The sequence below is a fragment of the Actinophytocola sediminis genome, assembly GCF_054779715.1.
Genome location: NZ_BAAGXS010000007.1, coordinates 12,790 through 34,866 on the forward strand (window position 1 = coordinate 12,790; position 22,077 = coordinate 34,866).

Annotated in this window: 19 protein-coding genes; 8 read left to right on the forward strand and 11 right to left on the reverse strand. The window is 70.7% G+C overall.

Going from position 1 to position 22,077, the window contains the following annotated elements; translation table 11 throughout:
• Window positions 1–102 precede the first annotated feature (102 nt).
• Window positions 103–2,361: a discoidin domain-containing protein gene (locus tag ACYVIP_RS03995; RefSeq protein WP_460392080.1), complete on the forward strand. Its 2,259-nt coding sequence runs from the start codon at window positions 103–105 to the stop codon at window positions 2,359–2,361.
• A 44-nt stretch (window positions 2,362–2,405) separates the two neighbouring features.
• Here ACYVIP_RS03995 and ACYVIP_RS04000 read toward each other — a convergent pair whose 3' ends face one another.
• From ACYVIP_RS04000 to ACYVIP_RS04010, 3 genes are read right to left on the reverse strand one after another with little or no spacing between them, the layout of a single operon-like run.
• A complete protein-coding gene (locus ACYVIP_RS04000) occupies window positions 2,406–2,942 on the reverse strand; it encodes a sugar O-acetyltransferase (protein WP_460392082.1) in 537 nt (178 codons plus the stop codon).
• 9 nt (window positions 2,943–2,951) lie between these two features.
• Window positions 2,952–3,968, reverse strand: a complete 1,017-nt coding sequence (locus ACYVIP_RS04005) for a LacI family DNA-binding transcriptional regulator (RefSeq protein WP_460392084.1) — start codon at window positions 3,966–3,968, stop codon at window positions 2,952–2,954.
• A gap of 35 nt (window positions 3,969–4,003) precedes the next feature.
• Entirely contained in the window at window positions 4,004–5,239 is a 1,236-nt protein-coding gene (locus ACYVIP_RS04010; RefSeq protein WP_460392086.1) for an ROK family transcriptional regulator, read from the reverse strand.
• 210 nt (window positions 5,240–5,449) lie between these two features.
• Between ACYVIP_RS04010 and ACYVIP_RS04015 the strand changes: the two genes are divergently transcribed.
• From ACYVIP_RS04015 to ACYVIP_RS04040, 6 genes are read left to right on the forward strand one after another with little or no spacing between them, the layout of a single operon-like run.
• On the forward strand, window positions 5,450–7,114 hold the full coding sequence (locus tag ACYVIP_RS04015) for an ABC transporter substrate-binding protein (RefSeq protein ID WP_460392088.1): 1,665 nt from the start codon (window positions 5,450–5,452) through the stop codon (window positions 7,112–7,114).
• A 5-nt stretch (window positions 7,115–7,119) separates the two neighbouring features.
• Window positions 7,120–8,160 (forward strand): ABC transporter ATP-binding protein, encoded by a 1,041-nt coding sequence (locus tag ACYVIP_RS04020; RefSeq protein WP_460392268.1) that lies wholly within the window; start codon window positions 7,120–7,122, stop codon window positions 8,158–8,160.
• Window positions 8,157–9,137 carry an ABC transporter permease gene (locus ACYVIP_RS04025; protein ID WP_460392090.1) on the forward strand — a complete coding sequence of 327 codons (981 nt, stop codon included), beginning with the start codon at window positions 8,157–8,159 and terminating at the stop codon, window positions 9,135–9,137. Before ACYVIP_RS04020 ends, ACYVIP_RS04025 begins: the two co-directional genes overlap by 4 nt.
• Window positions 9,138–9,140: 3 nt before the next feature.
• Window positions 9,141–10,106, forward strand: a complete 966-nt coding sequence (locus ACYVIP_RS04030; RefSeq protein WP_460392092.1) for an ABC transporter permease — start codon at window positions 9,141–9,143, stop codon at window positions 10,104–10,106.
• The gene (locus ACYVIP_RS04035) at window positions 10,103–11,113 is read left to right on the forward strand and encodes an ABC transporter ATP-binding protein (protein ID WP_460392094.1); all 1,011 of its coding nucleotides are present in this window, start codon (window positions 10,103–10,105) and stop codon (window positions 11,111–11,113) included. The genes ACYVIP_RS04030 and ACYVIP_RS04035 overlap by 4 nt, the downstream gene beginning before the upstream one ends.
• Before the next feature lie 41 nt (window positions 11,114–11,154).
• Window positions 11,155–12,561: a GH1 family beta-glucosidase gene (locus tag ACYVIP_RS04040; RefSeq protein WP_460392096.1), complete on the forward strand. Its 1,407-nt coding sequence runs from the start codon at window positions 11,155–11,157 to the stop codon at window positions 12,559–12,561.
• Between the two features lie 60 nt (window positions 12,562–12,621).
• On the opposite strand, the gene ACYVIP_RS04045 is transcribed toward ACYVIP_RS04040, so the two are convergent.
• Window positions 12,622–14,331: a discoidin domain-containing protein gene (locus tag ACYVIP_RS04045; RefSeq protein ID WP_460392098.1), complete on the reverse strand. Its 1,710-nt coding sequence runs from the start codon at window positions 14,329–14,331 to the stop codon at window positions 12,622–12,624.
• 172 nt (window positions 14,332–14,503) lie between these two features.
• Between ACYVIP_RS04045 and ACYVIP_RS04050 the strand changes: the two genes are divergently transcribed.
• Window positions 14,504–15,415 (forward strand): DUF1996 domain-containing protein, encoded by a 912-nt coding sequence (locus ACYVIP_RS04050; protein WP_460392100.1) that lies wholly within the window; start codon window positions 14,504–14,506, stop codon window positions 15,413–15,415.
• A gap of 21 nt (window positions 15,416–15,436) precedes the next feature.
• Here ACYVIP_RS04050 and ACYVIP_RS04055 read toward each other — a convergent pair whose 3' ends face one another.
• From ACYVIP_RS04055 to ACYVIP_RS04085, 7 genes are all read right to left on the reverse strand, one after another.
• Window positions 15,437–17,677, reverse strand: coding sequence for a heavy metal translocating P-type ATPase (locus tag ACYVIP_RS04055; RefSeq protein WP_460392270.1), 2,241 nt, complete (start codon window positions 17,675–17,677; stop codon window positions 15,437–15,439).
• Window positions 17,678–17,703: 26 nt separating this feature from the next.
• Window positions 17,704–18,546, reverse strand: a complete 843-nt coding sequence (locus ACYVIP_RS04060; protein ID WP_460392102.1) for a hypothetical protein — start codon at window positions 18,544–18,546, stop codon at window positions 17,704–17,706.
• A gap of 2 nt (window positions 18,547–18,548) precedes the next feature.
• The gene (locus ACYVIP_RS04065; protein ID WP_460392104.1) at window positions 18,549–18,755 is read right to left on the reverse strand and encodes a heavy-metal-associated domain-containing protein; all 207 of its coding nucleotides are present in this window, start codon (window positions 18,753–18,755) and stop codon (window positions 18,549–18,551) included.
• Window positions 18,756–18,864: 109 nt separating this feature from the next.
• Window positions 18,865–19,686 (reverse strand): endonuclease/exonuclease/phosphatase family protein, encoded by an 822-nt coding sequence (locus ACYVIP_RS04070; RefSeq protein WP_460392106.1) that lies wholly within the window; start codon window positions 19,684–19,686, stop codon window positions 18,865–18,867.
• 83 nt (window positions 19,687–19,769) lie between these two features.
• Complete coding sequence (locus ACYVIP_RS04075; protein WP_460392108.1) at window positions 19,770–20,297, reverse strand: DUF1697 domain-containing protein; 528 nt, start codon at window positions 20,295–20,297, stop codon at window positions 19,770–19,772.
• Window positions 20,294–21,391, reverse strand: a complete 1,098-nt coding sequence (locus ACYVIP_RS04080) for a calcium:cation antiporter (protein WP_460392110.1) — start codon at window positions 21,389–21,391, stop codon at window positions 20,294–20,296. The genes ACYVIP_RS04075 and ACYVIP_RS04080 overlap by 4 nt, the downstream gene beginning before the upstream one ends.
• Entirely contained in the window at window positions 21,388–22,077 is a 690-nt protein-coding gene (locus ACYVIP_RS04085; RefSeq protein WP_460392112.1) for a TetR/AcrR family transcriptional regulator C-terminal domain-containing protein, read from the reverse strand. Before ACYVIP_RS04085 ends, ACYVIP_RS04080 begins: the two co-directional genes overlap by 4 nt.

The following is a 22,077-nucleotide window of genomic DNA, read 5'->3' on the forward strand; positions in this document are numbered from 1 at the left end:
CGCTGGTTGTTAAATGCATCACAAGTCCGGAACCGGTTCCGGCACCGGTTTCTGATGCGTCTGGATCGATCCAATCCGTCGACGTCGACAGGTAGGACCAGCATGAAACTCTCCCTGCATTCCCGAAATCGGCCACCCGGCTGGGTGACCGTCGGCGCGGTCGTCCTGGCCGCGTTCGGTGCGCTGACCGTCCCCGGCGCGGTGGCCGCCGGCGCCGGCGCCGGCGAGGCGGACACGGCGCGTCCCGCCGCCCCGTGCGCCACGGCCAACGCCGCCCAGAACCGCCCGGCCACCGCCTCCTCCACCGAGAACGCCGGCACCCCGGCCGCCTCGGCCGTCGACGGCAATCCCGGCACCCGCTGGGCCAGCGCGTTCAGCGACCCCCAGTGGCTCCAGGTCGACCTCGGCGCCACCCGCTCCCTGTGCCGCGTCGGGCTGAACTGGGAGGCCGCCTTCGGCAGCGCCTTCCAACTCCAGGTCTCCGACAACGCCACCACCTGGACCACGATCCACACCACCACCGCCGGCACCGGCGGCAACCAGACCGTCGAGGTCACCGGCACCGGCCGCTACCTGCGCATGTACGGCACCACCAGGGCCACCGGCTACGGCTACTCGCTGTGGGAGCTCAGCGTGTTCACCACCGCCGACGGCACCGGCCCCGGCGTCCCGGACACCGACCCGTTCAACCCCGACCTCGGTCCCAACACCTACGTCTACGACCCGTCGACGCCCAGCGGCACCATCCAGAGCAGGCTCGACCAGATCGCGACGCAGATGAAGACCAACCAGTTCGGCACCCAGCGCCACGCCGTGCTGTTCAAGCCGGGCAACTACAACGCCGACGTCAACCTCCGCTTCTACACCCAGGTCGCCGGCCTCGGCATGTCGCCGGACGACGTGAACCTCAACGGGCACATCAGGGTCGAGGCCGACTGGCTGCAACAGGGCGACAACCCGGACAACCTCGGCAACGCGACGCAGAACTTCTGGCGCTCGGCGGAGAACCTGTCGGTCACCCTGCCAGCAGGGCAGATCGAGCGCTGGGCGGTCTCCCAGGCAGCGCCCTACCGCCGGATGCACCTGCGCGGCCAGGTCCAGCTCTGGAACGGCGGCGACGGCTGGGCCTCCGGCGGCCTGATCGCCGACTCCCAGATCGACGGGGTCGTCGAATCCGGTTCCCAGCAACAGTTCTTCACCCGCAACAGCGAGCTGCGCGGCGGCTGGTCGGGTTCGGTGTGGAACATGGTGTTCACCGGCAGCACCGGGACCCCGCCGCCGAACTTCCCGAACCCGTCGCACACCGTCGTGGACAACACCCCGAAGATCCGCGAGAAGCCCTTCCTCCACATCACCTCCGGCGGCGAGTACCGGGTGTTCGTGCCGGCGCTGCGGACCAACGCCCGCGGCACGTCGTGGGGCGCGGGCACCCCGGCCGGGGAGTCCATCTCGCTGGCCGACTTCTTCGTCGTCCAGCTCGGCACCCCGGCCGCGACCATCAACGCCGCGCTCGCCGAGGGCAAGCACCTGCTGTTCACCCCCGGGGTGCACCACCTCGACGACACCATCCGGGTCACCAACCCGAACACGGTCGTCCTCGGGCTCGGCATCGCGACGCTGGTGCCCGACACCGGCCTGCCGGCGCTCACGGTGTCCGATGTGGACGGTGTGAAGCTCGCCGGCTTCCTGATCGACGCCGGACCGGTGAACTCGCCGGTGCTGCTGGAGGTCGGGCCGTCCGGGTCGTCGGCCAGCCACGCGGCGAACCCGACCTCGCTGCACGACGTGTTCTTCCGGGTCGGCGGCGCGCACGCGGGCAAGGCGTCGGTTTCCCTGCGGGTCAACAGCGATGACGTCATCGGCGACCACATGTGGTTGTGGCGCGGCGACCACGGCACCGGCATCGGCTGGAACACCAACACCGCGGCCAACGGACTGGTGGTCAACGGCGACAACGTGACGATGTACGGCCTGTTCGTCGAGCACTACCAGGAGTACAACACCGTCTGGAACGGCAACGGCGGCCGGACCTACTTCTACCAGAACGAGATGCCCTACGACCCACCGAACAACGCGTCCTGGTCAAGCGGTGGCGGGAACCTCGGCTGGGCCGCCTACAAGGTCGCCGACTCGGTCACCACGCACGAGGCGTGGGGGGTCGGCGTGTACTGCTTCTTCAACGTGAACCCGGCCGTCGTGGCCAGCCGCGGGTTCGAGGTGCCCAACCAGTCCGGCGTCCGTTTCCACGGCCTGGTCACGGTTTCCCTCGGCGGCGTCGGCACGATCAACCGGGTCATCAACGACACCGGTGAGGTCGCCAACCAGCCACATCAGGTGAGCTACGTACAGAATTATCCCTAGGTACCGCCGGAACGGGGGCCGCCGCACCGGCGCCCCCGTTCCCCTCACAGTTGCTTGATGATCCGGGCCGGGTTGCCAACGGCGACCACGTTGGGCGGAAGGTCCTTGGGTACCACCGAGCCGGCGCCGACCACGGTGTTCTCGCCGATGGTGACTCCCGGGCAGACGATCACCCCGCCGCCGAGCCAGACGTTGTCGCCGATGGTGATCGGCTCGCCGGCCTCCCACTTCGCTCGCCGGGTCTCCGGGTCGAGCGGGTGGGTCGGCGTGAGCAGCTGCACGTTCGGTCCTATTTGGACGTCTGCGCCGATGGTGATCTTCGCGACGTCGGCGAAGATCCCGCCCCAGTTCACGAACGTACGCGGACCGATGGCGAGCTGATAGCCGTAGTCCACCTGGAACGGCCGGCGGATGTGCACCTCGTCGCCCAGCTCACCGATCAGCTCGGCCAGCACCTCCCGGCTGCCCGTCGCGTTGAACCGGTCGATCAGCTCCTCGGCCCGCCGTGCGTCGGCGATCAGTTCGGGATCATCGGCGAGATACAGCTCGCCGGCCAGCATGCGTTCCTTTTGGCTGCCCACCACGACATCCTAGGCGGACTCGCGGACCACCAGGACCGGGTCGAAGATCACCGAGGTCGGCGCGCGTGCCGGTTCCTCGATGTGGCTGAGCAGCAACCTGGCCATCTCCGCGCCCATCTCCTCCACCGGCTGGCGCACCGTGGTCAGCGCCGGCCGGCAGGACCTCGCCGGGCTGGAGTCGTCGAAGCCGACCAGCGCGACGTCGGCCGGCACCCGCCTGCCGGCCCGGTGCAGCACCCCCAGCGCGCCGTGGGCCATCAGGTCGTTGGCCACGAACACGCCGTCGAGGTCGGGGGTGGCGGCCAGCAGCCTGGTCATCGCCTCCTCGCCGCTCTCGTGGGTGAAGTTGCCGACCTCGTTGGGCACGTAGGCGTGCCCGAGCCTGGCCAACTCGTCGCGGAAGCCGGCCAGCCGGTCCTGGCTGGCCGGCACGTCCAGCGGGCCGGAGACCGTGCCCAGCCGCCGGCACCCCCGCGCCACCAGGTGCGCGGCCGCCAGCGCCGCGCCCGCGCGGTGGGCGAGGTCGACGTAGCTGATCGGCAGCGGCGGGGTCGGTCTGGCGAACAGCACCGCCGGCAGCCCGGCGCGCACGCACATCGCCGGCAGCGGGTCCTCGGCATGGGTCGACACCAGCAGCGCGCCGTCGGCGCCGCCCTGGCGCAGATGGGCCAGCACCTCGGCGCGAGCCTCCTCGGTGTCGGCGAGCATCAGCAGCGGGTGCATCCGCCTGCGGCGCAGGAAGTCGACCACCCCGCCGACCACCCGGCCGAAGAACGGATCGCAGAACACCTGCTCGGAGGCCGCGCCGGCACCGGACACGACCAGCGCGACCGCGCCGGTCCGCCGGGTGACCAGCGACCGGGCGACCCGGTTGGGCGCGTAGCCGGTCTGTTCGATGGCGGCCTGGACGACCTTCTGGATCTCGGTGTCCACGTTGCGGATGCCGTTGATCACCCGGGACACGGTCGCCCGGGACACTCCGGCGACCTTGGCGACGTCCTCGAGCGTTGGCGCACCGTCACTCATGTGGACATGGTACGGGAGAGCGCTCTCCCTCCCTTTTACGACGAGGTGACGGTCAGGTCGCGGCGCGCCCGCGGATCGGCGCCGCTGCTGAGCAACGCCTCCACCGGCAGCGTGGCCGCGCCGACCGCGACCGCGTCCGGACCGAGCTCGCACAGCGCGATGGAGGTCTGCTCGTAGGCGTGGCGCAGCGCGTGTGCCGCGGTGGCCAGCCGGATCTCGGGCAGCAGCCGGGTGCCCAGCGCCAGCCCGGCCCAGCCGCCGAGCACGATCCGCTCCGGGTTGAACAGGTTGACCAGGTTCGCGATCCCGGCGCCGAGATAGCCGACGGTCTCCTCCAGCACCCGCGCCGCGGTGACCGAGCGGTCGGCCGCGCCGAGCAGGAAGTCCAGCTGGGACTGCTCGTCCGGCCGGGGCACCGCCCGGCCGCCCCGCTCCCGCCGGTACCGGTCGAGGATGCCCTCCGCGCCGACGTAGGCCTCCAGACAGCCGCGCGCGCCACACCGGCAGGTCCGCCCGCCGAACATCAGCGTGGTGTGCCCCCACTCCCCCGCGCTGCTGGTCGCGCCGCGGTAGGTGGTCCCGTCGGTGATCACCGTGGCGCCGACCCCGGACCCGATCAGCGCGATCACCGCGTGCCGCGCGCCCCGCCCGGCGCCGAACCACATCTCAGCCTGTCCCTGGGTCTTCGCGCCGTTCTCCACGAACAGCGGCGCGGTGATCCCGCGGTCGCCGAGCAGCTCGGCGACCGCGATGCCGTCCCAGCCGATGGCCTGCGCGTGCACCCGCACCGGCCGGCCCTGCTCGACGGTGCCCGGCACGCCGATGCCGATGCCGATCAGGTCCCGCTCGGCCACCCCGGCCTCGGCGAGCAGTTCGGCCAGGCCGGCCGCGATCAGCGGGGCGACCAGCGCGGGGTCGGGCCGGGGCGGGGGCAGCGGCCGGGCGTGCGCGGCGAGGCGGGTCATCGCGAGGTCGAACAGCTCCATGGTCACGCCGGTCTCGCCGACGTCCACGCCGATCACGTGGCCGTAGGCCGGGTTCACCCGCAGCAGCACCCTCGGCCGGCCGCCGTCGGACTCGACCAACCCGGCCTCGACCACCAGCCGGTCCTCGATCATCTCGCCGACCACGTTGCTGACCGTGGCCGCGGACAGGCCGGTGCGCTGGCCGAGCTCGAAGCGGCTCAGCGGCCCCTCGAAGAACAGTGTCGACAACAGGGTCGATCGGTTGCGCCGACGCAGGTCACGAACGGTGGCGCGCTTCGCCTCCATCAGACGTGTCCCTCCATTCCCACCGACGGCGCCGACCGGCACAGCCTATCCACGGTCGACGATAGTTCACCGCGTGACTTAATTCGCGACTTAAAATTAGACTAAATTCGTTACCTATGCGTTATTGACGTGATGCCGGTCACCCCGGTTGACTCGACTGCGGCCTGAACTTGTCGTCCGGTCGTTTCCCTTGTCCCCAAGGAGGATCTGATGCGACTCAAGCGCACCGCCGCGTTGGTCGCCGCGGTCACCATGACCATGTCCGGCCTGGCCGCGTGCGGCAGCGGCGAGAACGGCGAGACGGGCAACGCGGCCGGCGTGCTGAATGTCGGCATGCCCAACGGGCCGCAGACCGAGAACCACAACCCGTTCCTGCCCTCCTCGGCCGGCGCCTCCCTCGGCTACCGCTGGATGATCTACGAGCCGCTGGTGATGACCAGCCAGATCAAACCCGCGGAGGAGGGAAAACCCTGGCTGGCCACCGAATGGGCGTGGTCGGACAACTACCGCGCGCTCGAGCTGACGGTGCGCGACGGGGTGAAGTGGGCCGACGGCAAGCCGATGACCGCCGCCGATGTCGCGTACACGTTCACCCTGCTCAAGAACACGCCGGCGCTGAACATCAACGCGATCCCGTTCGACCAGGTCACCGCCGCCGGCGACAAGGTCAACCTCACCTTCACCCAGTCCCAGTTCGTCAACCAGGTCGACATCCTGAGCATGATCGTGGTGCCGGAGCACCTGTGGTCGGCGATGAAGGACCCGGCGACCGACACCGTCACCACGCCGATCGGCACCGGGCCCTACGAGATCAAGACGTTCACCCCGCAGACCGTCACGCTGACCGTGCGCGACGAGTACTGGCAGGACCTGCCCGAGGTGAAGGAACTGCGCTACACCTCGCACAACGACAACAACGCGCAGACCACCGCGCTGGCCAACGGCTCATCGGAGTGGGCGTTCACGTTCGTCTCCAACTACGAGACCGTCTACGTCGCCAAGGACCCCGAGAACCACAAGATCTGGTTCCCGGCGACGCTCGCCGTGCACGGGCTGTACCTCAACACCGAGCACAAGCCGTTCGACGATCCGGCGCTGCGCCGGGCGATGAGCATGGTCATCGACCGCGAGGACGTCTTCCAGCAGGGCGAGGCCGGCTACTTCTACCCGCAGATCACCAACGTCACCGGCATCCCGACGCCCGCCGGTGAGTCGTTCATCGCCGACGAGTTCGCCGACACCGAGTACGAGATCGACGTCGAGGGCGCCAAGGAGGAGCTGACCGGCGCCGGCTACACCTACGACGGGGACACCCTGCTCGACAAGTCGGGCAAGCCGGTGGAGATCACCCTGTCCAACCCGGCCGGCTGGTCGGACTACATCACCACGCTGGAGATCATCAAGGACAACCTGTCCGAGATCGGCATCGCGGCCACCGTCGACAAGGCCAACGCCGACGCGTGGACCACCAACGTCGACACCGGACAGTTCGAGGCGGCCATGCACTGGACCCACTCCGGCGCCACGCCCTACGACCTCTACCAGGCCATGATGGACGGTGCGCTGTACAAGCCGGTGGGTACCGCCGGCGTCAACGGGAACTGGGGCCGTTACCGCAACGCGGAGGCCACCGCGGCGCTGGAGACCTACGCCAACGCCGAGAGCGAGGACGCGCGCACCGAGGCGATGCACGAGCTGCAGCGGATCTTCGTCGACCAGCAGCCGGTGATCGTCACCGGTGCGGCCAACGCCGGCGCGGAGTACAGCACGAAGAACTGGGTCGGCTGGCCGGACGAGGACAACCAGTACGCGCCGCCGCAACCGACACTGCACAACTCGCTCGACGTGGTGCTGCACCTGCGTCCCGCCGCGTGACCGAGATGACCGCGCACGCGGAGCAGACCGCCGCCGGCACCACCGATGTGGTGCTGGCGGCGGTCGGCCTCACCAAACACTTCCCGGTCCGGCGCCGGCTGCGCACCCTGTTCTCCCGGCAGCGGCGCGCGGTGCGCGCGGTGGACGAGGTCAGCCTGGTGCTGCGACGCGGCCGGGTGACCGCCATGGTCGGCGAGTCCGGATCCGGCAAGTCCACAGTGGCCAGACTGCTGGCACAGCTGGTGCACCAGACCGCGGGCGAGATCCGGCTGCACGACGACGTGGTGGACGTGCGGCGCGGCCGGGCGTTCCGGGCGTACTGCCGGCAGGTGCAGCTGGTCTTCCAGGACCCGTTCTCCTCGCTGAACCCGGTGCACACCGTGCGCTATCACCTGACCAGGGCGCTGCGGATCCATGGGCACGACGGCGACCTGACCGATGGCCTGCACGACCTGCTGACCAGGGTGCAGCTCACCCCGCCGGCGCAGTTCCTCGCCAAGTACCCGCACGAGCTGTCCGGCGGGCAGCGCCAGCGGGTGGCCATCGCGCGGGCGCTCGCCGCCGGGCCGCGGGTACTGCTCGCCGACGAGCCGGTGTCCATGTTGGACGTGTCGATCCGGCTCGGCGTGCTGAACCTGTTGCGGGATCTGCGCGACCGGCTGCAGCTGGCGATCCTCTACATCACCCACGACATCGCCTCCGCACGCTACTTCGCCGACGATCTGCTGGTGATGTACGCGGGTCAGGTCGTCGAGGGTGGCGACGGCGAGACGGTGACCCAGCACGCGGCCCACCCGTACACCAGGTTGCTGATCGCCGCCGCGCCCGACCCGGACCGGATCGCGGGCGAGGCGACCGAGGGCGCGGCCGAGGCGGGCGGGGAGCCGCCGAGCCTGATCGACCCGCCGAGCGGCTGCCGGTTCCACCCGCGCTGCCCGCACGCCATGCCCCGCTGCTCGACCACCGCGCCGCCCCGCCTGCCCGTCGGCAACAACGGCTCCGGCCACTGGGCCGCGTGCTGGCTGTACGCGGAGGCCGGGTCATGAGTTACTTCCTGCGGCGGGTGGGGTTCTACGCGTTCACGGCGTGGGCTGCGATCACCATCAACTTCTTTCTGCCACGGCTGATCCCCGGCGACCCGGTGCAGTCGCTGATCAGCCGGGCGCGGGGGCAGCTGGACGCGGACGCGATCCAGTCGCTGTACATCCTCTTCGGACTCGACGACCAGCAGGGCCTGCTGTCCCAGTACCTCGACTACTGGGGACAGCTGCTGCGCGGCGACCTCGGGCTCTCGTTCACCTTCTTCCCGACCCCGGTCTCCGAGGTGATCGCGGACAGTCTGCCGTGGACACTCGCGCTCGTCGGCGTCACGACCGTGATCAGCTTCCTGCTCGGCACCGCACTTGGCATCGTGGCCGGCTGGTGGCGCGGGTCCTGGGCGGACCTGGTGATGCCGGTGACCACGTTCCTGTCGTCCATTCCGTACTTCTGGCTCGGCCTGATCGCGATCACGCTGTTCGCCGACCAGGGCGGCGCGTTCCCGTCCTCTGGCGGCTACGACCCCGGTGTGGTGCCGAGCTGGGACCTGGAGTTCGTCGGCAGCGCGATCTACCACAGCCTGCTGCCCGCGATCACCATCCTGATCACGTCGATGAGCGGCTGGGTGCTGTCGATGCGGAACATGATGCTCACCGTGGTCGCCGAGGACTACATCACCGTCGCGCACGCCAAGGGCCTGTCGCAGCGGCGGGTGATGGTGAGCTACGCGGCCCGCAACGCGTTGCTGCCCAACGTGTCGGCCTTCGCGCTGTCGCTCGGCCTGATCGTCGGCGGCACCCTGCTGGTGGAGATCGTGTTCTCCTACCCCGGCGTCGGCTTCCAGCTGTTCGCCGCGGTCGGCGCCAAGGACTACCCGCTGATCCAGGGCATCTTCCTGATCATCACGCTGTCGGTGTTGGTGGCCAACCTGTTCGCGGACCTGATCTACCTGCTGCTCGACCCCCGCACCAGGAAGGAGGGCTGAGCGTTGGCACTGCCCACCGCGGACGTACTGGCCGTGCCGGTCGAGCCGGCCCCCGGCAGGCGGCGACGCCGATCGCGCCTGCTGACCAACGGCAAGGCGGTCACCGGCCTGGCCATCCTCGGGACCCTCACCGTGTTCGCGGTGATCGGCCCGTGGATCGCGCCCTATGACCCCGGCGAGCGCAGCGACGACCTGCTCGTCGGCCCGAACGCGGCACACTGGTTCGGCACCACCCATCTCGGCCAGGACATCCTCAGCCAGATCCTCGACGGCACGCGCAGCGTGATGGTCGTCGGCATCGTCGCCGGGATCGTGGCCACCGTGCTGGCGATCGTCTTCGGGGTCACCGCCGGGTACTTCGGCGGGGTGGGCGGGGAGAGCCTGTCCGCGCTGTCCAACGTGTTCCTGGTGATCCCGGCGCTGCCGCTGATCCTGATCATCACGCTGTCCCTGCCGGAGACCAACGACCTGACGATCGCACTGGTCATCGGGTTCACCTCGTGGGCGTGGGGCGCGCGGGTGCTGCGCGCGCAGACGTTGTCGTTGCGCCGCCGGGACTACGTCGAGGCCGCGCGGGCCACCGGCGAGTCCACCTGGCGCATCCTCGGCTTCGAGATCCTGCCGAACCTGACCGCGGTGATCGCCGCGAGCTTCGTGTCCACAGTGATCTTCGCGGTGCTCTCGGAGATCACCCTGGCGTTCATCGGCGTGCCCGGGGTGTCCGAATGGAACTGGGGCGCGATCCTGTTCTGGGCGCAGAGCCAGCAGGCGCTCGCCCAGGGCGCGTGGTGGTGGTTCGTGCCCGCCGGGCTCGCGATCGCGTTGCTCGGCACCGGGCTCGCGCTGGTGAACTTCGGCATCGACGAGTACGTCAACCCCCGGCTGCGCGGTGGCGCGCAGCGGGTTCGCGGGGTGAAGATGCGGGTCGGGTTCACCCCGGTCCTGCCGGCGGGGAAGGCGGGCCGATGACCGGGGAGCCGGTGCTGGACATCCGTGGGCTGTCGGTCGACTACGGCCTCGGGGACGACGCGGTGGCCGCGGTGCGCGACGTCAGCCTGACCCTGCACCGCGGCGAGGTGCTTGGCCTGGCCGGCGAGAGCGGCAGCGGAAAGTCCACTTTGGCCTACGGGATGCTGCGCCTGCTGCCACCACCGGGGGTCATCCGGTCCGGGCAGGTCGTCTACCACCCGCGCGACGGCGAGCCGGTCGAGCTGATGTCGCTGTCGGCCAAACGACTGCGCCGGTTCCGCTGGGCCGAGGTGGCGATCGTGTTCCAGGGCGCGATGAACTCGCTCAACCCGGTGCACACGGTGGCCACCCAGCTGACCGACGTGATCGCCGCGCACGAGCCGCGCACCACCTCGGCGGCCAGGCGCGCGCGGGCGGCCGAACTGCTGAAACTGGTCGGCATCAACGCCGACCGGCTCACCAGCTACCCCCACCAGCTCTCCGGCGGCATGCGGCAGCGGGTGATGATCGCGATGGCGCTGGCACTGGAACCCCGGGTGGTCGTCATGGACGAGCCGACGACCGCGCTGGATGTCGTGATGCAGCGCCAGATCCTGGCCACGCTCGTCGAGCTGCGGGAGCGGATCGGCTTCTCGGTGCTGTTCATCACCCACGACCTGTCGCTGCTGGTCGAGTTCTCCGACCGGATCGCGATCATGTACGGCGGCCGGATCGTGGAGTCCGCGCCGGCCGCCGACCTGTACCGGGAGTCGCTGCACCCCTACAGCGACGGCCTGCTGCACTCGTTCCCCGCGCTGCGCGGCCCACGCCGCGAGCTGACCGGCATCCCCGGCTCACCGCCGGACCTGCGGGCGATGCCGGCCGGCTGCGCGTTCCATCCCAGGTGTCCCAAGGCGTTCGAACCATGCGCCGACCGGTCGCCGCAACTGCTGACCCCGGCCGGGCGGGAGGACCAGGACCGGAGGGTGGCCTGCTGGCTGCACACGGCCGACCGGGCCATGATCTGACCCGGGAGCTCGACTCAGCTCGACACGACGGAGGATGGATCTTGGACACGACCGCGACACTGGAGGCCGAGGCGGAGGCGGGTCTGATCGCCAGCCTGCCCGCGTCATTCCGCTGGGGGGTGGCGACCTCCGCGTACCAGATCGAGGGGGCGACCACCGAGGACGGCCGCGGACCGTCCATCTGGGACACCTACTGCCGAACGCCGGGCATGGTCGAGGACGGCGAGAACGGTGACGTGGCGTGCGACCACTACCACCGCATGCCAGCAGACGTCGAGCTGATCAAGTCGCTCGACGTCGACGTCTACCGGTTCTCCGTCGCCTGGCCGCGCGTCCAGCCAGGCGGCCGGGGGACGGCGAACCCGGCCGGGCTCGCCTTCTACGACCGGCTGGTGGACCAGCTGCTCGACAAGGGCGTCGACCCGTGGGTGACCCTCTACCACTGGGACCTGCCCCAGGAGTTGGAGGACGCCGGCGGCTGGCCGGCACGCGACACCGCCTACCGCTTCGCCGACTACGCCATGCTGGTCTTCGACGCGCTGCGCGACCGGGTACGCACCTGGACCACGCTCAACGAGCCGTGGTGCTCGGCGATGCTCGGCTACTACGAGGGACGCCAGGCCCCCGGCCGCCAGGACCTCGGCGACGCGATCGCCGCCGTGCACCACCTGCTGCTCGGCCACGGCCTTGCCGCCCAACGCATGCGCGCGGCCGCCACCGACCAGCTCGAGCTCGGCATCACGCTCAACATGGGCACCTCGACCCCGGCCAGCGACAGCGAGGCCGACCGGGAGGCGACCCGGCGCGCGGACGGCCTCGGCGCGCGGATCTACCTGGACCCGTTGCTGCGCGGGCGGTATCCCGACGACATCGTCGGTGATCTCGCGGCCCGCGGGGTGACCTTGCCGGTACTCGACGGTGACCTGGAGATCATCAGCGAGCCGATCGACGTGCTCGGCGTCAACTACTACTCCAGCCACCTGGTGTCCGGTGTGGACGATCAGGGACGCACAACCGACGACCAGGGCAACCCGGTGCACACCACCGTGCCCATGGGCCGCCCGGTGACCGCGATGGACTGGGAGATCGTGCCGGAGGGCTTCACCGAGCTGCTGGTCCGGCTCAGCCGCGACTATCCCGGCACCCCCATGGTGATCACCGAGAACGGCGCCGCGTTCGACGATGTGGCCGACCAGAACGGCTTCGTCAGCGATGAGGACCGCACCGCGTACCTGTCGGCCCACCTCGCGGCGGTGGCCGCGGCCAGGCAGCGGGGCGCGGACGTGCGTGGCTACTTCGCCTGGTCGCTGATGGACAACTTCGAGTGGTCCTACGGCTATGCCAAGCGTTTCGGCCTGGTGCACGTGGACTACCAGACCCAGGTCCGCACGCCGAAACAGAGCGCGCTGTGGTACCGGGACACAATCCGGCGAGTACGCGGCCACTGAGGACAGATCCCGCGGACAGCTCCCCGCGAGGCCGCCGTGGCGGCCTCGCGGGGTGGCGCGTCAGCGCCGGTAGACGCCGAACTCGTAGAGCGAGTAACCCCACCCGGTGCCGCGCTGGGTGCCGTGCACGCGGACGTACCGGCCGGACCCGGACACGTCGATCGCGTCCACGCCGCCGTCGCCGGTCGTGGTGGCGTGCACCGCGCGCCAGGACGAGCCGTCGTCGGAGACCTGGACCTCGTAGGCGCGGCCGAACGCCCCCTCCCACACCAGCTGCACGTGGTCGAACGTGGTGACCGCGCCGAGGTCCACCTGGATCCACTGTGGATCGCTCCAGTCGCTGGCCCAGCGGGTGGTCAGCGAGCCGTCGGTGGCCATGGTCGGCAGGAACGGCGCGCCGTCGCCCTGTGCCTGGTAGGACGACGCGGTGGTCGGCCTGCCCTGTGCCACGTTCGTGCCGGGCGCGGTCGGCGGGACCACCCGGAACGAGCGGGACTCGATGCCGACGTTGCCCCGGCCGTCGCGGGCGTACATGTAGAGCTTCCACACGCCGAGCCGGTCGGGCGCGGTCACCGTGAACGGGTCGGTGCCGGTGAAGTTGGCCGGCACCAACGCACCCGAGTTGTCGATGTACTTCCCGTTCAGCATCAACGAGTAGGCGATCTGGTCGCCGTCCGGGTCGCTGGCCGCGACGTCCACAGTGAACTGACCGCCGGCCGGCACATCGCCCAATGTGGACATCGAGGTGATCACCGGCGGGGTGTTCGCCGGCGTGGCGCCGCCGAAGGCCCGCGCCAGCGAGTAGTACGACAGGCGCTTCTCGTTGCCCGGCAACAGGTTGAACCAGACGCCGCCGAAATCCTGCTCGGTGCCGTAGTGGAACAGCGTGCCGCCGAGCGCGACGCCCTGGTGGGCCATCAGGCAGTTCCAGGCCGCCGGGTAGCCGTCGCGCTTCTGCACGTCGGTCGGCTCGGCCGGCACCCCGTTCGCGTCGTCGGGCACCTCCCACTCCCCCGCCGGGCCGCCCTCGGTGAGGATGTAGGGCTTGGTGTACCCGCCGTCGATCCAGGTCTGGCGGATGTCGCACACCGCGCGGTAGGAGTTCACCGCGTACAGGTCGAGCGCCGGCGCGTGGTCGCGGTAGTAGGGCCAGGCCCCGGTCCACGCGTCGGTCGAGGTGACCGGGTGGTTGGGGTCCGCGGCCTGGATCGCCTCGGTCACCTCGTTGACGAACCGGGTGTACGCGATCCGCTGGTCCTCCAACGCCGTGCCGGAGAAGCAGTTCTGCATGCCCAGGATCGACTCGTTGCCGACGTTCCACAGCAACACCCCGGGGTGGTCCCGGTACTCGGTGACCCAGCGGACGAACTCGGTGCGCATGTTCGTCTTGTAGGTGGTGTCGGTGAGGTAGTCGACGCAGCCGCCGCTGCCGGGGCCGCCACCTGGCTGCAGCCAGAAGCCGCTGATCACCTTGACTCCGTTGGCCGCGGCGGCGTCCAGCAGCGGGCGGGTGGTGCCGTCGGTGCCCCAGGTGCGGATGGTGTTCACCCCCATCGCCCGCAGGTCGGGCATCCGTGCGGCGGCCTCGCCGATCGGTGGGCCCCAGGTCAGGCCCTTGACGGTGTACGGGCTGCCGTCCACGGTCAGCTGCCAGGCGCCCTGCGAGCCGGTCACCCGCACCACGCTGGGCGCCGCCTGGGCGGGCACGGCGAGCACAGCGAACAACAGGGCCAGGATCGCCATCATCACGGTGGCGCGAACGCGCGTCATTGCGGTCTCCTCAGCAGGGGCGAGTGGGGTTCGGAGAGCGCTCTCCCACTCACCTCGAGTGTCACGGTCCAGCCACGGTGTGTCAAGGCCGCCCTTGACAAGCGGTCGCCCGGTTCGGCACGCTGCGGGGAGAGCGCTCTCCCTCGAACCCTGCCGAGGAGGAGTCCCCATCGTGCGAACCAAGTTCACCCTGGCGGTGTGCGGTCTGGTCACTGCCGCGCTGTGCGCCGTCGCCCCGGCCAGTCAGGCCGAGGACGACGTCACCCACCACGAGTTCCAGGTCAACTGTTCAGTGACCCACCGGCTGCCCGACGACCCGATCGTCTTCCCGAACCTGCCCGGCGCCTCCCACGAACACAGCTTCACCGGCAACACCACCACCGACGCACACACCACACTGGACTCACTACGCGACGCCGGTCTCGGCGCGACGTCCTGCCTCGCGCCGGATGACCTGTCCGCGTACTGGTTCCCGACCATGTTCAACGGCGACGAACCGGTGATCCCGATCGGCCGTCAGGTCATCTACTACAAGTCCGGGGTGCTCGACTACGCCTCGGTCCGGCCGTTCCCGCCAGGACTGCGTTACGTGGTCGGCAGTCCGACCGCGACCATCGACGACTTCCGCACCGCGCCGGGGCGAGTCGAGGGCTGGGAGTGTGGCAACAGCTTCTTCAACTGGGACTTCCCGACCAACTGCCTGGAAGGCAGCCAGCTCAACATCCGTTACCAGGCCCCGAGTTGCTGGGACGGGGTCAACCTGGACTCGGCCGACCACAAGAGCCACATGGCCTATCCGGTCAACGGGAGCTGCCCGTCGAGCCACCCGCGCCCGGTGCCGATGCTCGAGTTCAAGATCGCGTTCCCGGCCGACGGGGACACCTCGCGGGTGCGGTTGGCCAGCGGCCGCGGTTTCAGTTGGCACTACGACTTCTTCAACGCCTGGGACGAGCCGACCCTGGCCGCGCTGGTGAGCCACTGCATCAACGGTGGCCTGCAGTGCGACCCGCGCGGCTATGACCTGTACAAGCCACACCGTGGCGCGGCGCTCGGCACCAACTACCGGTTGCCCGGCCGGCCGTGAGTCGTCCCGGCCGTGCGGCGCTCAGCCGACCCGCGCCAGCGGGCGCGGCCGCGCCGCACGGTCGTCGGACGCGGTGGTCTCGTTGCCCGGCAAGGGCGTGAACGTCCGCAGCCGCAGGCTGTTGGTCACCACGAACACCGAGCTGAACGCCATCACCGCGCCCGCGATCATCGGGTTGAGCAAACCCGCGGCGGCCAACGGAATCGTCGCCACGTTGTAGGCGAACGCCCAGAACAGGTTGCCCCGGATGATGTTCAGCGTCCGCCGGGACAACCGGATCGCGTCCGCGGCCGCGCGCAGGTCGCCGCGGACCAGGGTCAGGTCGCTGGCCTCGATGGCCACGTCGGTACCGGTGCCCATCGCCAGGCCAAGGTCGGCCTCGGCCAGCGCGGCCGCGTCGTTGACGCCGTCGCCGACCATGGCCACCACCCGGCCGGAATCCCGCAGCCGTCGGAGCTGGTCGACCTTGCCGGCCGGCAGCACGCCGGCGATCACCTCGTCGATGCCGACCTCGGCGGCGATCGCGCGGGCCACCGGTTCGGTGTCCCCGGTCAGCATCACCGGCGCCAGACCGAGCGCGCGCAGTTGGCGGACCGCCTCGGCGCTGGTCCGGCGGACCGTGTCGGCCACCACCAGCAGCCCCCGGACCGCGCCGTCGACGGCGACCGCCACCACGGTGTGGCCCCGGGTCTGCGCGTCGGCCACCGCGTCGGCCAGCGCCGGTGGCAGTGCGGGCAGCCAGTCGTGGGTCGTGCGGCCGACCGCGACCGCCGCCCCCGCCACCGTGGCGCGCACCCCGAAGCCGGACACCGCCTCGAAGTCCGACACCGTGGGCAGCGGTCCGACCTCGGCGTGCGCGGCCGCCGCGACCGCGCGGGCGATCGGGTGCTCGGCGGCGTCCTCGACCGCGCCGGCCAGCGTCAGCAACCGCGACCGGGACTCGCCGGCCGCCAGCACGACGTCCACAAGGGACATCTGGCCGGTGGTCACCGTCCCGGTCTTGTCCAGCACCACGGTGTCCACCCGCCGAGTCGACTCCAACACCTCCGGACCCTTGATCAAAATCCCCAACTGCGCACCCCGACCAGTACCCACCAACAACGCCGTCGGCGTCGCCAACCCCAACGCACACGGACACGCGATGATCAACACCGCCACCGCCGCCGTGAACGCGGCCGCCGGCGACGCGCCGGTGCCCAGCCAGAAACCCAGTGCCGCGAAGGAAAGGCCGATCACCACCGGCACGAACACCGAGGAGATCCGGTCGGCCAGCCGTTGCACGGCGGCCTTTCCGGTCTGCGCCCGTTCCACCAGCGCGGCCAGCTGCGCGAGCTGGGTGTCCGCGCCGACCCTGGTCGCGCGCACCACCAGCCGCCCACCCGCGTTCACCGTCGCGCCGACCACCCGGTCGCCGACGGCGACCTCCACCGGCACCGACTCGCCGGTCAGCATGCTCTCGTCCACAGCGGACGATCCGTCCTCGACCACGCCGTCGGTGGCGATCTTCTCCCCCGGGCGCACCAGGAACCGGTCGCCGACCGTCAGCTCCGCGATCGGCACCCTGGTCTCCCGGTCGTCCCGCAGGACCGCGACATCCTTGGCGCCCAACGACAACAGCGCGCGCAGCGCCGAGCCTGCGCTGGACTTGGCGCGGGCCTCGAAGTACCGGCCGGCCAGGATGAACGTGATCACCCCGGCCGCGACCTCGAGGTAGATGTTCCCGTCGGCCGCCGTGCGCTCGATGGTCAGCCGGAACGGGTGGGTCATGCCGGGGACCCCGGCGGTGCCGAGGAACAGCGCGTACAGCGACCAGGCGAACGCGGCCAGCGTGCCCATCGAGATCAGGGTGTCCATTGTGGCCGCGCCGTGGCGCAGGTTCGTCCACGCCGCACGGTGGAACGGCGCGCCGGCCCACACCACGACCGGTGCGGCCAGCGTCAGCGACGCCCACTGCCAGTACTGGAACTGCAACGCCGGCACCATCGCCAGCGCGACCACCGGCACCGACAGCGCCAGGCTCACCAGCAACCGGACCCGCGCCGCGCGCACGGCCGTGTCCGGTGGTGGCTCGGTGTCGGCCGGTGGGGCCGGCAGTGCCGCCGTGTAGCCCAGTTTCTCCACCACGGCCACGAGGTCGGCTGTGGACACATCGGCCGGCGCGGTGACCCGGGCGCGCTCGGTGGCGTAGTTGACACTCGCCTCGACCCCGGCCACCCTGTTCAGCTTCTTCTCGATCCGCGCCGCACACGCCGCACAGGTCATCCCACCGATGACCAGCTCGATGTCACTCACGGACCCTCCTCGTGCGACTCGGCGATGGTGGTGAACTCGGCGGTACGCACCACGCCGGCGTGTTTGAAGTCCAGGTACAGGCGGTAGGTGCCGACGCTGGGGACCTCGGCGTAGAAGCGGATGTCGTTGCTGGCTCCGGCGTCCGGGTGGACGTGCAGGTAGGCGAGGTCGCCGTGGCGCAGCGCCACCAGATGCCCGTACGCGCCGAGGTAGGGCTCGAGGTCGACGCGCTCGCCGGCACGGGTGACCGACAGGGTCAGCGGGCTGGTCGTGCCCGCGTCGAGGTGGCCGGCGATGCTCACCTGGTAGCCGTCCACGGTCGCGGTCCTCGACGGCGCCGGCAGCGGCCTCGGGGAGAACGCGCCGGGCACCGGCACGTCGACCCCGAGCGTGATGCTCTCGTCCCGGCCGGCGGGAAGGAAGTCGGCGAACACCCGGAACTCCCCGGCCGCGCCGAAGTCCAGCGGGATCCGCCAGGTGCCGTCGGCGTCGAGTTCCGGGTGCAGGTGCTGGTAGCCCGACAGGTCGCGCCGGGCCACGATCAGGTGCATCAGCTTGTCGTGCGCCCGGGTGAACCGGGTGACCGGCGCGCCGCGGTCGTCCAGGATCCGGAAGGCGAACCCGCGCGGGTCGACCACGTCGAGGGTGTAGCCGTCGGCCGACACCCGCAGACCGGCCGGCAGGACCTCGGCGTGCGGCGCGGACCCGTCATGGCCGTGGGCCGCGGTCTCGGTGGCCGGCTGGTCGACCGGACCGACGGCCTGCCCGACGCCGTACGCGGCGGCGAACGCCACGACCAGCGCCAGGCCGAACGCGCCCAGCTTGGCCACCGGCGGCATCGTCAGCTCGCCAGTTCGTAGCCAGCCTCGTCGACCCCGGCGCGCACGTCATCGGTCGACAGCGGGCCCTCGCTGGTCACGGTCACCTGGCCGGAGCCGAGGTCGACGGCGACCTCGGTGACTCCGGCGATGCCACTCAGCTCCGTGCGCACCGCGGCGACGCAGTGGTCGCAGGTCATACCGGTCACCGTGTAGGTGTTAGTGGTCACCACAGCTCCAAGGCTAACTAGGGTTTCTGGAGTTTCTCTGTTGGCGATTACTATACCCCAGCACGGTATCAGTGCCAGTCGACCGGACGTCCATCCCGGATCGACTCGCTCAGAACAGCGTCGGCGGGCTCGCGGCCTCGAACGGGTCCATGGTGTTCAGCTCGGCGGTCGGCAACGAGGTGAACGTGATCGACAGCGCCGAATGGTCGGACAGCCGGGTGGTCCTCGGCTCGTGCACGTACTCGCATTCCTCGATCTCGGCGGCGAGCTTCTTGCCGCAGTGCACGTGGTCGTAGCGGTAGCCGTCGCCGGTACGCCCGATCCAGCTGTGCTCGATCCGGTCCGGCTCGCTGTGCCGGAACGCGTCGATCAGGCCGTGCCGGTCGGTCAACCCACGATAGAAGTCGTACTCGAACCACCGGAACGTGGTGTAGCTCGGCTCGTGGTCGGGCTCGATCACGTTGAGATCGCCCAACACCACGGTCTCGGTGCCGGACTCGGACAGCCCGCTCGCGCCGAGCGCCACGGAGAACTCCGACATCCAGCGGCGTTTGCGCTCGGTGCGCTCGGCGGTGGCGTCCCTGGTCGGGGCGTACACGCCGACCACCCTGACCAGCCCGAGCGCGGTGGACAGCAGCACGCCGGCGACCCGCTCCGGCAGGAACTTCACGTTCGCGGCGATCGGGTCCACCTGGATCGGCAGCCTGCTGACGATCATCACGCCGTACTCGGTCGGGCCCGGTTTCGGGTAGACGACCGCCCACCCCGCCGTGCGGAACGCCTCCGCCAGGTGCCGGCAGCCGTCGGAGTGCCTGGTCTCGGTCAGCACGAACACGTCCTCGTGCCGCGTGGCGAGCCAGGCGAGCTGGCGGTGGGCGCGCTCCTCGGAAGGGCTGCCGATGTTGAAGGTCATCAGGCTGAGACCGGACATGTGGGCAGATGGTAGAGGTGAGCCAAGGTCACCCCGATTACCGGTCACCACTCAGCGCGCCAGCCGGTTACTCAACGTGCTGGTCAGGGCGCCGTCATGGTCACCAACCTGGTGACGGTGTTCCAGTTGCGCATGGTCGCCACCTCGCCGGCCCGCGCCGGGAACGCGGCCAGCACCTTCGAGTTCCGGACGCCGTCGGGGACCCAGAAGTAGACCTCCCGCTCCCCCACCCGGAACAGCTCGGGGGCGAAGTGGTCCTGGTCGAACTCCGGCGGCCGCACCGGACCGTCGAGGAAGGACACCAGGTACCGGGACGGATCGGTGGCCACCTCGCCGAACGGGTCGGACGCGACGACCGCGGCCAGTTCCTCGGCCGTGCGGAACACACAGTCGATGGCGAAGCCGGCGCCGTCGGCCAGCCGCCGGGTGACCTCGGCGTACACGGTCGCGGGACGCTCGGCGGTGCGGAAGACGACGTTGCCGGACTGCAGATGCGTACGCAGGTCGGTGAGGCCCAGCTCGCCGAGCCAGGTCCGCAGGTCGGCCATCGCCACCCGCCGGCGGCTGCCGAGGTTGATGCCGCGCAGCAGCGCGACATGGGTCGTCGTCACGGGCTGACCGCCAGGAACAGGAACGCCGCCAGCAGCACCAGGTGCACGCTGCCCTGCAGCCGGGTCGCGCGGCCGGGCACGATGGTCAGCACGCTCACCACGATGGTCAGCGCCAGCAGCACCAGCTGGGTCGGGCCGAGGCCCAGCACCAGCGGGCCATCCAGCCAGACCGACAGCAGCGCGATCGTCGGGATGGTCAGCCCGATGCTGGCGATCGCCGAGCCGTAGGCCAGGTTCAGGCTGGTCTGGATCCGGCCGCCCTTGGCGGCGCGCACGGCGGCCAGGGTTTCCGGCAGCAGCACCAGCATGGCGATCACCACCCCGACGAACGAGTGCGGGAACCCGACTGCGGCGACCGCCTCCTCGATGGCCGGGGACTCCACCTTGGCCAGCCCGACGACCGCCACCAGCGCGGCCATGAGCAGGCCGGCGCTGGTCCACGCGGCCCGGTCGCTCGGCGGGTCGGCGTGGGCCTCCTCGTCGATCTGCTGGCCCTCCTGGACCATCGGCAGGAAGAAGTCGCGGTGCCGGACGGTCTGGTTGAGCACGTAGGCGATGTAGATCGCCAGTGACGCCAGCGCGGCGAAGGCCAGCTGTCCCGGGGAGAACTCCGGGCCGGGCTGGCTGGTGGTGAACGCCGGCAGCACCATGCTCAACGTGGCGAGTGTGGCCACGGTGGCCAGCGCGGAGCCGGAGCCCTCGGCGTTGAACAGGGTCACCCCGTACTGCCGGGAGCCGACCAGCAGCGAGATGCCGACGATGCCGGTGGTGGTGATCATCACCGCGGCGAAGACCGTGTCCCTGGCCAGCGACGAGGTCTCCGGGCCGCCGGAGATCATCAGCGTGACGATCAGCCCGACCTCGATCACGGTGACCGCGACGGCCAGCACCAGCGAGCCGAACGGCTCCCCCACCCGGTGGGCGACGACCTCGGCGTGGTGCACCGCGGCCAGCACCGCGCCGGCCAGCAGCAGCGCGACGACCACGATCACCACGATGTTGAGGTCGCCGCCCCAGACCAGCGCGAGCGTGACGATGGCGAGCACCGGGACGGCACGGGTCCAGTCGAGCCACTCCTTCACCGCCGGCTTCATCGACGGCCCGCGATCAGGCCGGCGAGGAAGCTGTCCAGGCCGGCGCGGAAGACCACGTCCCAGTCGCGTTCGCCGAGATGGCCGGTGGCCGCGAGCGTCGGGTACTCGGTGGCGTGGGCGCGCACGTGCTCGTCGGCGGCGTTCAGCGCGCCGCTGCCGACCCTGGTCAGCGCCGCGCCGATGACGTAGTTGGCCAGGCCGTGGGTGGCGACCGCGAGGTGGTCGCCGGTGAAGCCGCCTCGGGTGAGGCTGGCCTGCAGGAACTCGGTGCGGGCGAGCACGTTCGGGCCGAGCATCGGGCGGCCGAGCAGGCCGGGGGCCCAGCGGTGGCGCAGCATCACCGCGTACCAGTCGCCGATGAGCGCACGCACGTCGGCGGCCCACTCGCCGGCGGTCGCCGGCAGCGGGACGTCGCGGAAGATGGTGTCCAGCGCGAGATCCAGCACGTCGTCCTTGGTCCGCACATGCCAGTAGAGCGTGGTCGATCCGGCGCCGAGGCGCGCGGCGAGCCGGCGCATGGTCAGCCCGGCGGCGCCGTCCTCGTCGAGCAGCGCCACCGCCTCGGTGACGATCCGGTCTCTGGTCAGCGGTGGCGACGCCCGCGCGGCGCGGGGCGCACGCAGCCAGACCTCGCCGGCCACGCCACCGCTGCGACCCCCTCGGCCGCCTACCCGTGACTGATTCAC